11 protein-coding genes and 1 pseudogene are annotated in these 11,244 nt (G+C 41.2%); 5 read left to right on the top strand and 7 right to left on the bottom strand.

Features of this window, described 5'->3' with window-relative positions; genetic code table 11:
* Positions 1-115: 115 nt before the first annotated feature.
* The 5 genes from KTI78_RS17535 to KTI78_RS17555 all read right to left on the bottom strand — a co-directional run bounded on the left by KTI78_RS17535 (position 116) and on the right by KTI78_RS17555 (position 4,097).
* The gene (locus tag KTI78_RS17535; protein WP_262446863.1) at positions 116-769 is read right to left on the bottom strand and encodes a 3-oxoacid CoA-transferase subunit B; all 654 of its coding nucleotides are present in this window, start codon (positions 767-769) and stop codon (positions 116-118) included.
* An 18-nt stretch (positions 770-787) separates the two neighbouring features.
* The gene (locus KTI78_RS17540; RefSeq protein WP_262446864.1) at positions 788-1,459 is read right to left on the bottom strand and encodes a 3-oxoacid CoA-transferase subunit A; all 672 of its coding nucleotides are present in this window, start codon (positions 1,457-1,459) and stop codon (positions 788-790) included.
* A gap of 135 nt (positions 1,460-1,594) precedes the next feature.
* Complete coding sequence (catA, locus tag KTI78_RS17545; RefSeq protein ID WP_016145450.1) at positions 1,595-2,515, bottom strand: catechol 1,2-dioxygenase; 921 nt, start codon at positions 2,513-2,515, stop codon at positions 1,595-1,597.
* 161 nt (positions 2,516-2,676) lie between these two features.
* Entirely contained in the window at positions 2,677-2,967 is a 291-nt protein-coding gene (gene catC, locus KTI78_RS17550) for a muconolactone Delta-isomerase (protein WP_000897236.1), read from the bottom strand.
* Positions 2,968-2,990: 23 nt separating this feature from the next.
* Positions 2,991-4,097, bottom strand: coding sequence for a muconate/chloromuconate family cycloisomerase (locus KTI78_RS17555; RefSeq protein ID WP_262446865.1), 1,107 nt, complete (start codon positions 4,095-4,097; stop codon positions 2,991-2,993).
* Positions 4,098-4,197: 100 nt separating this feature from the next.
* Here KTI78_RS17555 and KTI78_RS17560 point away from each other — a divergent pair, with 100 nt between their 5' ends.
* Positions 4,198-5,112 (top strand): LysR family transcriptional regulator, encoded by a 915-nt coding sequence (locus KTI78_RS17560; protein ID WP_016140852.1) that lies wholly within the window; start codon positions 4,198-4,200, stop codon positions 5,110-5,112.
* 81 nt (positions 5,113-5,193) lie between these two features.
* Positions 5,194-5,988 carry a TorF family putative porin gene (locus tag KTI78_RS17565; protein ID WP_262446866.1) on the top strand — a complete coding sequence of 265 codons (795 nt, stop codon included), beginning with the start codon at positions 5,194-5,196 and terminating at the stop codon, positions 5,986-5,988.
* Positions 5,989-6,059: 71 nt separating this feature from the next.
* Here the strand turns inward: KTI78_RS17565 and KTI78_RS17570 are convergent, their stop codons facing one another.
* Positions 6,060-6,776: a FadR/GntR family transcriptional regulator gene (locus tag KTI78_RS17570; protein ID WP_002113901.1), complete on the bottom strand. Its 717-nt coding sequence runs from the start codon at positions 6,774-6,776 to the stop codon at positions 6,060-6,062.
* Between the two features lie 83 nt (positions 6,777-6,859).
* Positions 6,860-8,593 carry an IlvD/Edd family dehydratase gene (locus tag KTI78_RS17575; protein ID WP_262446867.1) on the bottom strand — a complete coding sequence of 578 codons (1,734 nt, stop codon included), beginning with the start codon at positions 8,591-8,593 and terminating at the stop codon, positions 6,860-6,862.
* A 169-nt stretch (positions 8,594-8,762) separates the two neighbouring features.
* Between KTI78_RS17575 and abaQ the strand changes: the two genes are divergently transcribed.
* From abaQ to KTI78_RS17590, 3 genes and pseudogenes are all read left to right on the top strand, one after another.
* Entirely contained in the window at positions 8,763-10,067 is a 1,305-nt protein-coding gene (gene abaQ, locus KTI78_RS17580) for a multidrug efflux MFS transporter AbaQ (RefSeq protein ID WP_016140856.1), read from the top strand.
* Positions 10,068-10,077: 10 nt separating this feature from the next.
* Positions 10,078-11,076 (top strand): AraD1 family protein, encoded by a 999-nt coding sequence (gene araD1, locus KTI78_RS17585; RefSeq protein WP_016140857.1) that lies wholly within the window; start codon positions 10,078-10,080, stop codon positions 11,074-11,076.
* 10 nt (positions 11,077-11,086) lie between these two features.
* Positions 11,087-11,244 (top strand): annotated as a pseudogene (locus KTI78_RS17590) (aldehyde dehydrogenase (NADP(+))); the annotation flags it as partial.

The raw sequence follows: 11,244 nt of genomic DNA on the forward strand, positions 1-11,244 counted from the left end.
GTAACAAAAACCTTTGTTGAACAGAGGAGGCTTCCTTGCCTCCCTGTCCAACGGGCGACATCCATGTCGCCTGTCACCATAGTGAATGTTGCAGTAATTCTTTGACCTATAAACCTTACCCTTGAGTCGCATCAATCAAAGTTGCACCCGTTAAAGCCTGTAACTCATCAAAGCTGAGACCTTCCACTTTCTCAAGCACCTTTAAACCATCTTTAGTCACATCAATCACACACAGGTCAGTGTAAATACGGTCAACACATTGCTTACCTGTTACCGGATAAGTGAGCTCAGCGACAATCTTCGGCTCACCTTGCTTGGTTGCATGGTCTGTAGTGATAAAGACTTTCTTGGCACCTACAGCCAAATCCATCGCACCACCTACCGCAGGAATCGCATCCGGTGCACCGGTGTGCCAGTTCGCCAAGTCACCATTGGCTGCAACCTGAAAGGCGCCAAGTACGGCAATATCAAGGTGACCTCCACGCATCATGGCAAATGAATCGCCATGATGAAAAAAGCTGCCGCCTTCAAGCATGGTCACAAACTCTTTACCCGCATTAATCAGTTCAGGGTCTTCCTCACCTGCCGCTGGTGGTGGGCCAAAAGCCAATAGGCCATTTTCAGAATGAAGAAAAATGTCTTTGTCATTCGGTAGGTAGCTGGCGATCTTGGTCGGTAAGCCAATACCTAAGTTTACATAGGCACCATCTGGAATATCTTGTGCCACACGCTTTGCAATCTGGTCACGGCTGAGTTTCTGGTAGCTCATGTTATTTCTCCTTATTGCTTACTGTGCGGGCTGTACTTGTACAACATGCTGTACAAAGATACCTGGGGTGATGATGTGTTCCGGGTCTAATCCACCTAGCTCAACCACCTCAGACACCTGAGCAATGGTGATATCAGCAGCCATGGCCATGATCGGGCCAAAGTTACGTGCAGATTTACGGTAAACCAGATTGCCCCAGCGATCGCCCTTGTAAGCCTTAATCAAGGCAAAGTCAGCTTTGATCGGATATTCAAGCACATAATCTTTCCCATCAATTTGGCGGGTTTCTTTGCCTTCAGCTAAAAGTGTTCCAAAACCTGTTGGGGTAAACACAGCTCCAAGTCCCATACCGGCTGCCTGAATACGGCAAGCCAGATTGCCTTGCGGAACTACTTCAAGTTCGACTTTTCCGGCGCGGTACAGTTCATCAAACACATAAGAGTCTGCTTGACGTGGGAAAGAGCAAATCACTTTTTTAACTGAACCGGCTTTAAGCAGTTTCGCCAGACCGTAATCACCGTTACCGGCATTGTTGCTGACAATAGTTAAATCTTTAACACCCAGTTCAATCAGTCCGTCAATGAGTTCAGCGGGTTGTCCTGCGGTACCAAAACCACCAATCAGAATGGTTGCACCATCCTTAATCTGCGATAGTGCCTCGCTTAGTGAGGACTTACTTTTGTCAATCATGTGAGAAACCTTAGAGCATGAGGTAACGTGATGTATTACTACCGCTAAAAATTTATTTAAAATTCCTAATGGTAGTAATAAATGGACTAAGTTTTGTGAGTCAAAAGCGAACTTTTAACTCACATATACTTTCAATTAAGCACTAGCACGACGACGTTCAACCTCAGTTGACGGTGCAGCATCAACATCTTTAACAAGTTCGATGTTAAATGTGATGTGTTTGAAAGCGTGATCTAAACCACGGCGTTGAATTTCAGCTGGGTCAGTCACATCAACTGCTGTTGCCACTAAACCATCACGAGTAGCGAAGGCAAAGTCGTCCCATAAGTACTCATCACCCTCAATGTTGAATTGAGTTGTAAGCTTGCGGTAACCCGGTGCAGAAACGAAGTAGTGAACGTGAGATGGACGGTTACCATGGCGGCCTAATTTGTTAAGAAGGGCTTGAGTTGTGCCTTCTGGCGGGCAACCATAGCCTACTGGCATCGTAGTTAATGCTACATACTTACCATCAGCATCAGTCAAAATACTACGGCGTAAGTTGAAGTCAGATTGAGACTTATCAAAGAATGAGTAGTTGCCCAAACTGTTGGCATGCCATACTTCAACTTTAGCATTTTCAATGATATTGCCATCAGTATCGGTCACAGTACCTTCAATAATTAAGGTATCGATTTTGCCTGTTTCAGTACCATCATCCATACGAGCAAAACCAACAGATTCAGGTGCACCCGCTACATAAAGTGGGCCTTCGATGGTACGAGGTGTGCCACCCGTAACACCAGCTTTTGCATCCGCTTCATCTGCACGTAAATCAAGATAGTGCTCTAGACCTAAGCCAGCTGCTAAAAGTCCAAGTTCGTTTGCTTGACCAGCATCGGTAAAATATTCCAAACCTTTCCATACTTCTGAAGGTTGGATGTCTAAGTCTTCGATGGCTTGAAATAAATCCCCGAGAAGGCGCACTACAATTTGTTGAACACGTGCATCGACTTCGCCTTTTGCAGTGTCGACATTCATTTGTTTTACAAGCGCATCAATTTGTTGACGGTTCATACTAAAGCTCCTTAAGTATGCAATACGGTTTTGGGTGGCAGAGCTGCGGGCATTTTGTTTTGCTAGCAAATAGTGTCTACCACGTTCCTTGTTACCTTTTGAATCAGTGTATTTAGTTTTTGAGTGTGCTTCAGACCACACACTCAAACTATTTTCTTAGATTACGAATCATCATCACGAACAGAAGAAGGGTGGCGATTAAGCGCCATCACTTCGATGTTCATGTAAGGATAAAGTGGTAATCCCTGTAAAATGTTATGCAACTCTTCATTGCTCTCAACATCAAAAATACTGATGTTTGAGTATTGGCCTGTAATACGCCAGATGTGGCGCCATTTACCTTGACGCTGTAAGTCTTGCGAATAGGCTTTTTCAACAGCCTTAATTTCATTCGCTTTGTCGGCCGGCATATCAAGTGGAATATGCACATCCATACGTACATGAAATAACATGGGAAACTCCTTATCCTGTTGCCTTAACGACGTAACTTTTCAAGTTTATTTTCATCAATTTCAATGCCTAAGCCTGGAGCTGTTGGCAAGTGCAATTCAAAGTTTTCGTAGCGTAGTGGTTCTTTCAAAATTTCTTCGGTAAGTAATAATGGACCAAATAATTCTGTGCCAAACGCTAGTGTTTCAAAGGTTGCAAACGCATGAGCAGAAGCCATGCTACCTACAGGGCCTTCAAGCATCGTACCGCCATAAAGGTCGATTCCAGCCAAACCTGCAATCTTGGCAACTTCACATGCTTCGATCAGACCACCTGATTGTTCAATCTTCACCGCAAATACATCTGCACCATGACTTTTTGCAATACGGTATGCGCTGTCAGGGCCAGTTAAAGCTTCATCTACCATGATTGCAACATCAAAACGACGCGTTAAACGAGCAAGTGCTTCAGTATTTTGAATGGCGCAAGGCTGCTCAATTAAATCAATTCCGCCATCTTGTAGCTGTTGAATACCTTGAATACATTCCAGTTCTGACCATGCACGATTTACGTCAACACGTACACTAATATCTGCACCTAATGCTTTTTTAATTGCAATCACATGATCAACATCGTGTTGCAAAGGACGTGAGCCGATTTTGAGTTTGAACGTGTTATGACGTTTTAGCTCAATCATTTTGCGAGCTTCAGCAATATCTTTTTCTGTGTCACCAGACGCGAGCGTCCAAAGTACAGGTAAACTATCACGCAAACGGCCACCTAAAACTTCACTTAACGGTACGCCTAGTCGTTTTGCTTGAATATCAAGTAGGGCAGTCTGAATGGCACATTTCGCAAAACGGTTACCATTAATATTCTTACGAATCAGTTTTAGTGTTTGAGCCACATTTAAATCTTTAACTGATGCGAGTAATGGTGCAAAGTAAGTATCAATATTGGCTTTGACACTTTCAGGACTTTCTTCACCATAGTTCAGTCCACCAATGGTGGTCGCTTCACCCCAACCGACAATACCATCCGTGGTCGTAATTTTAACGAGCACCAAAGTCTGGGTACGCATTGTAGTCACAGACAGCTGGTGAGGACGGATAGTTGGAATATCCACAAGTATGGTTTCTATGGTTCTATACATGAAGTTTCAACTATTACGAACTTGTTTACATACCATAGAAGAATGTAATAGCCTAAAATAGATATAGAACGGTATTTTAAGATACTAAAAAGGTATATTAATGGAATTAAGACATCTACGTTATTTTGTTACCGTTGTGGAAGAACAAAGTCTCACAAAAGCGGCTGAGAAGCTTTTTATTGCCCAGCCACCACTCACGCGACAAATTAAAAAACTAGAAGAAGAATTAGGTATTGATTTGTTTGTGAAAGGCTCACGTCCATTAAAAGTGACAGAGGCAGGGCTGTTTTTTTACCAACATGCTGTTCAGATTCTAACGCATACGGCTCAAGCTGCTTCAATGGCTAAAAAAATGAAGCTGGTCGAGAATGTCGTTAAAGTTGGCTATGTGAGTTCGCTTCTTTATGGGCGATTACCGCAGGTCATTTATCTATTTAGACAAAAAAATCCTGACATTCATGTCGAGCTTATTGAATGTGGTACACGAGATCAGGTCGAGGCTCTAAAGTTAGGTAAAATTGATTTAGGTTTTGGTCGATTGCCGATTAGTGATCCTGCCATTAAGAGACTTTTACTTCGAAAAGAAAAATTAAAACTGGCGATTCATAAAAAACATCCTTTAAGTGAGTTCCAAGAATCAGGAATTTATTTATCTCAAATTATCAATGAGACAATTTTTTCTTATCCAACCACACCTAAGCCGAATTTTTCGACCACGATTCAAGCTTTGTTTACCAAATTAGGTCTTGTTCCTGCCAAACTGACTGAAGTCCGCGAAATTCATATGGCACTTGGCTTAGTGGCATCTGGAGAGGGTATTTGTATTATTCCCGAAAGTGCCTGTGATATTGGGATGAAGAATTTAACTTATTTAAATATCTTGGACTTAGAAGCTTATAGTCCTATTTCTCTATCTATGCGTAACATGGACCAAAGTTCTTATATTCCTAAAATCTTAGACTGCATTGAAGAGATCTATAGCCAAGAAGAAGTGTCTAGAAATTTAAATTTATAACTTTTTAATACGTTTTAAATTGAATTATCATGTTATTTTTAAACTTTAAGATTATAGGTAATATTTAAAAGGAATTATTGAATGAGAAAAATTTTGGGTGTTGCTTCTCTCATTATATCTACCGGTGTGGTACATGCTGAACAATTAAATGAACAAGAAAAAATTTCTCCATACAGTGCTAATGTCACCTTCGCAAGTCAATATATATCACGTGGTTTTCAACAAACTTGGGGCAAACCAGCATTACAAATAGGTCTCGATTATACCAATCCAAATGGATTATTTGTGGGAACTTGGGCATCGAATGTAAGTTCTAACTATTTACGAGATGCTTCAGTTGAGTGGGATTTTTATACAGGTTATATCAAAACTTTCGATAAGTTTTCGGCCGGAATGACGGTTTTTTATTACTACTATCCGGGAGCTGAAAGCACGCCTGAAACGGGGAGTACCAGTTATAACTATGGCGAAATTGTACCTCAAATTGGTTATGGACCTTTGACTCTTAAATATTATATTACCTATACCCCAGATTATGCAGGCTATAACTCCGATACGATGGGTGGCCCAGCAGGTAAACGTTCAAGAGGAACAACTTATTTAGATCTAACTTTTACTCAGCCTATTAATGAGTCTTGGACTTTTGGTGCTCATTATGGCTATGAAAAAATTAAAAATTTCTCGGAAGCTAATTTTCAGGATATGAAAGTCGAGCTGATTAAAGATTTAGGTGATGGCTGGACTACTGGCTTAGCCTATACCAAAGCTTGGGATAAAGATGGGTTCTATAAGAAGTATAGTAATGGTGAACCCGATGCACCAATTTCAAACCCGATTGATTCGACATTTACTGTCTCAGTTAAAAAAGTGTTCTAACTAATTTATAAATAAAAAAGCCTGATGACTTAATTTTGAGCATCAGGCTTTAAATAATAAATATATAAAAATTATTTTTTAATTAAATCGTAAGCCATTTTGGTGTCGTCCAGCTGAACAAGTGAAGCATGGCGAGCAGAGAGCGGATCTTTATTTTCAATTGCGGTTAAAATCGCTTTATGTCTAGGTAATGAATGGCCTTGTAAATTTGGGCGTAGACTGGTGACTTGAATTGATTGTTGTAAAGGTAAAACCAGCATTTTCGACATATAAGCCAGCAAGTCATTATGCGTTGCTTTAGCAATTGCTAAGTGAAATTGAATATCTGGCTCTATAAATTCTTCAACTGTTGTCGCTTTTTCCATCCCATCATAGGCATGTTTAATGCGTTCAATATCTTCTTCGTTTGCGGTACTTGCCGCAATATAAGCAAGCTCAGGTTCCAAAACGCGTCGTACGGTAGAAAGGGTTTTAAAAAACTCATGTTCAGGCGTCGTTTGAATCAACCAAAACAATACATCCGGATCGAGCAAATGCCATTCTTCTTTAGGCCTTACTACAGTTCCGATTTTTGGTCTTGAGTAAGTTAAGCCTTTCGCGTTTAAAACACGGATTGCTTCGCGAAAGACAGGACGGCTGACTTTATATTCCTCACATAAATCAACTTCACTCGGGAGCTTTTCATTTTCTGAGATTTCACCAGAAACAATTTTTAATCCCAATTGTTGAACAATTAATGCATGTTGGCTTTTGCTTGGAATAGGATTTTTATAGTCAGCTTTACTCATATTTCACTATTACGACATGTTGAATATCCTATGGTATAGATGACCTTGTGTTTTAACAAGATCATCTTTTTCAAGAATAAATATTAATGGGAATGACGTGGAACTTCTGAGCCTCGACAACCGACCAAGAAATCAAAATCACAACCTTCATCTGCTTGTAGAACATGTTCTACATAGAGTTTGCGGTAGCCGCCAATAAAACTTGGCGGTGCTGGAGGTGCCAAATTCTCAAGACGTTGCTTAAGTTCTTCATCACTCACTTCCAGATGAAGTTTCCCTTCATAGGCATCAAGCTCAATGAAGTCACCATTTTGAACTACGGCTAAAGGCCCGCCAGCCATAGCTTCAGGGGCAACATGTAAAACCACGGTGCCATACGCTGTACCGCTCATCCGTGCATCGGAAATACGAACCATGTCGGTAATGCCTTTGGCTAAAATCTTTGGGGGTAACCCCATATTGCCCACTTCCGCCATGCCCGGGTAGCCTTTAGGGCCAGCATTTTTCATGACTAGAATACAAGTTTCATCGACATCAAGGTGTGGATCATTAATGCGGGTTTTATAATCATCAAAGTTTTCAAATACGACTGCACGACCACGATGTTTCATCAGTTCAGGTGTTGCAGCAGAAGGTTTAAGCACCGCACCTTTAGGCGCTAAATTACCGCGTAAAATACACATGCCGCCATCTTGTCGAATTGGATTATCTATTTTCCGAATCACTTCATCGTTATAAATAGGTGACTGCTGGCAATTTTCCCAGATGCCCTGACCATTTACGGTTAAAGCTTGTGGATGTGGTAAGAGATTGGCTTCGCCCATACGACGAATTACGGCCGGTAAACCACCGCTATAATAGAACTCTTCCATGAGAAAACGACCAGAAGGCTGCAAGTCAACAATCGTTGGCATGCCTCGGCCGACACGGTTCCAGTCATCGAGTTGTAAATCAACCCCAATACGTCCAGCAATTGCCTTTAAGTGAATCACCGCATTAGTTGAACCACCAATAGCTGCATTAACTTTAATGGCATTTTCGAAAGCTTCTTTGGTTAAGATTTTAGAAAGACGTAAATCTTCATGAACCATGTCAACAATACGCATGCCAGAAAGATGAGCTAGCACATAACGACGAGAATCTACCGCTGGAATGGCTGCATTGTGTGGTAAAGAAGTGCCTAAGGCTTCGGCCATACACGCCATGGTAGAAGCAGTGCCCATGGTATTACATGTACCCGCTGAGCGTGACATACCAGATTCGGCAGATAGAAATTCATTTAAATCGATTTTGCCTGCTTTTAACTCTTCATGCATTTGCCAAACGATAGTACCAGCACCAATATCTTTACCTTTGTGCTTACCATTCAGCATTGGCCCACCAGTTACTACAATGGCAGGAATATCACAGCTCGCGGCACCCATTAATAATGCAGGTGTAGTTTTGTCACAACCTGTTAGTAACACCACACCGTCAATAGGGTTACCACGAATAGCTTCCTCAACATCCATGCTGGCTAAGTTACGTGTAAACATGGCAGTAGGACGTAAATTCGACTCACCATTTGAAAACACAGGAAACTCAACAGGGTAGCCGCCAGCTTCTAAAATCCCTTTTTTTACATGTTCTGCAATTTTTCGAAAATGGGCATTGCATGGTGTGAGTTCAGACCACGTATTACAAATCCCAATAATCGGTTTGCCTTGAAACTCATGATCTGGAATTCCTTGGTTCTTCATCCAACTACGATACATAAAGCCATTTTTATCCGTTGTACCAAACCAGGCAGCCGAACGAAGAACTTGTTTGTTATTCATACAAATTTCCCTATATAGTATTACTATTAGAACTAATTAAATTAAAAATACACCATAAATTTTATTTTTAAAAGGTTTGAAATTTAAATAGTATTACTATATTTTAAATTGAAAGGATAATTTACGAGCAAGATGCTCTATAAGTAAATAATAGGAAATGGAGTCGAACATGGATTTCGAAAAGGATGTAATACGGACGGTCACGTTTAAGCTGATACCTGCATTAGTCATACTATATCTGGTGGCCTACATTGATCGTGCCGCTGTTGGGTTCGCTCATTTGCATATGGGTGCCGACGTCGGAATTGGTGATGCAGCCTATGGTCTAGGAGCAGGCTTATTTTTTATTGGATATTTTCTTTTTGAAGTTCCAAGTAATTTGCTTTTAGACAAATTTGGTGCCCGTAAATGGTTTACCCGCATTTTATTGACATGGGGTTTAATCACCATGGCTATGGCGCTCATTGAAGGGCCGAAAAGCTTTTATCTCTTACGGTTTTTACTTGGTGTAGCGGAGGCAGGCTTTTTCCCGGGTGTTTTATACCTCATCACTCAGTGGTATCCCGTGCGTCATCGCGGAAAAATTATGGGAATGTTTGTGCTTTCACAACCCATTGCCATGATGATTGCTGGGCCTTTAGCTGGTCTATTACTTGGAATGGATGGCATTGCAAACTTACATGGTTGGCAATGGTTATTCATTGCAGTCGGCTTACCTGCGGTTTTATTGGCTCTACCAACATTCCTGTGGTTACCAGATAATATTGATAAAGTGAAATGGTTAAGCATTGAACAAAAACAATGGCTTAAAAATGAACTTGTTAAAGATGAAGCCGAATATGATCAAACCCGACATGCCAATCCTCTACATGCTTTAAAAGACAAACGCGTACTTTTATTAGCATTGTATTACCTACCAGTGACTTTAAGTATTTACGGTTTAAATCTCTGGTTGCCTTCTATTATCAAGCAATTTGGAGGCGGTACTGATCTTCAAATTGGCTTCTTATCTAGCATTCCCTACGTTTTTGGAATTATTGGATTATTAATTATTCCACGTAGTACCGATCGTCTAAATGATCGCTATGGACATTTAAGTTTTCTCTACGCACTAGGCGCTTGCGCAATGTTTTTAAGTGCTTGGCTAAATTCTCCAGTCATGCAGTTGGCTGCTTTGGCTGTGGTTGCGTTCTGCCTATTTTCATCAACTGCTGTGTTTTGGACATTACCGGGCCGTTTCTTAACAGGGGCAAGTGCAGCGGCTGGCATTGCCTTAATCAATTCTGTTGGAAATTTAGGTGGCTACGTTGGGCCATTTGGCATCGGACTTTTAAAAGAATACACAGGAAATATGGCTGCAGGCTTGTATTTCTTATCTATCGTCATGCTTTTTGGTCTGATTTTGACATACATCGTCTATGCCAAGCTCGAACGTCAAAAAACTCAAACAGTGAATATTCAAAAGCCTTTGTAAGGAATAAAACATGCAAATTATTCAATTTGAAAATCGTGCAAATCAACGTGCCGTTGCCAAAGTAGAAGGTAACATGGCATATCCGGTTAAAAATATTCAATCGGTTCGTGATTTAGCACTTTTGGCAATCCGCAATAAAGTTTCACTTGAGCAACAAGTTGAGACATTAGGGTTTGAATCAGAGACCTATGATTATTCATCTTTATTAGCAGATTTAAAGGTACTGCCGCCTTTAGACCATCCAGATCCAACGCACTGTTTAGTTTCCGGTACAGGTTTAACTCATTTAGGTTCTGCATCAGCACGCGACAAAATGCATCAGCAAAATTTAAGCGATGACAGCTCAGTGACCGACACCATGCGCATATTTCAATGGGGGCTACAAAAGGGCCGTCCACCAGAAGGTCAAGTCGGTGCACAGCCAGAATGGTTTTATAAAGGCGATGGTTCAATTGTGGTGAGACCGGGAGCGGAGTTGCCTTTACCTCCATTTGCTGAAGACGGTGGCGAAGAACCTGAAATCGCAGGCCTATATGTGATTGGAGAAGACTTAAAGCCTTACCGAATTGGGTTTGCGCTAGGTAATGAATATTCTGACCATGTAATGGAGCGCCGTAATTATCTATATCTGGCCCATTCAAAATTACGTTTTTGTAGTTTTGGTCCAGCTTTACGAACAGGCGAATTACCGAAACATTTAGTGGGAACCAGCCGCTTGCGCCGTGATGGACAAATCATTTGGGAAAAAGAGTTTTTGTCGGGTGAGGACAATATGTGCCATAGCTTGGCAAATCTGGAATATCACCACTTTAAGTATCAACAATTCTTAAAAGCAGGGGATGTTCATATTCACTACTTCGGTACAGCCACTTTATCTTTTGCCGATGGTATTCAGGCACAAGTCAACGATGAGTTTGAAATTGAAATGAAAGAATTCGGTCTTCCCCTTAAAAACAAACTTGCTCATACACAAGCAGAGCTACCGATCGGTTCAGTTATAACACTTTAAGGAATTTAAAATGGTCATTGGACACAACTTTATTGGCGGTTCGCGTAGCGCACAAAGTACAACTTTATTGAAAAGTGTGAATGCAACAACTGGTGAAACTTTGCCTTATGAGTTTCACCATGCAACCGAACAGGAAATTAATCAGGCCTGTGAAGCGGCAAGCCAAGC

The organism is Acinetobacter sp. WU_MDCI_Abxe161, from assembly GCF_025514355.1.
In the GTDB taxonomy this organism is placed as follows: Bacteria; Pseudomonadota; Gammaproteobacteria; order Pseudomonadales; family Moraxellaceae; genus Acinetobacter; species Acinetobacter pittii_E.

Bases quoted from the DNA above. Each gene is read 5' to 3' on its own strand.
- KTI78_RS17535 (WP_262446863.1), bottom strand. From the start codon at position 769: ATGAGCTACCAGAAACTCAGCCGTGACCAGATTGCAAAGCGTGTGGCA.
- KTI78_RS17540 (WP_262446864.1), bottom strand. From the start codon at position 1,459: ATGATTGACAAAAGTAAGTCCTCACTAAGCGAGGCACTATCGCAGATT.
- catA (WP_016145450.1), bottom strand. From the start codon at position 2,515: ATGAACCGTCAACAAATTGATGCGCTTGTAAAACAAATGAATGTCGAC.
- catC (WP_000897236.1), bottom strand. From the start codon at position 2,967: ATGTTATTTCATGTACGTATGGATGTGCATATTCCACTTGATATGCCG.
- KTI78_RS17555 (WP_262446865.1), bottom strand. From the start codon at position 4,097: ATGTATAGAACCATAGAAACCATACTTGTGGATATTCCAACTATCCGT.
- KTI78_RS17560 (WP_016140852.1), top strand. From the start codon at position 4,198: ATGGAATTAAGACATCTACGTTATTTTGTTACCGTTGTGGAAGAACAA.
- KTI78_RS17565 (WP_262446866.1), top strand. From the start codon at position 5,194: ATGAGAAAAATTTTGGGTGTTGCTTCTCTCATTATATCTACCGGTGTG.
- KTI78_RS17570 (WP_002113901.1), bottom strand. From the start codon at position 6,776: ATGAGTAAAGCTGACTATAAAAATCCTATTCCAAGCAAAAGCCAACAT.
- KTI78_RS17575 (WP_262446867.1), bottom strand. From the start codon at position 8,593: ATGAATAACAAACAAGTTCTTCGTTCGGCTGCCTGGTTTGGTACAACG.
- abaQ (WP_016140856.1), top strand. From the start codon at position 8,763: ATGGATTTCGAAAAGGATGTAATACGGACGGTCACGTTTAAGCTGATA.
- araD1 (WP_016140857.1), top strand. From the start codon at position 10,078: ATGCAAATTATTCAATTTGAAAATCGTGCAAATCAACGTGCCGTTGCC.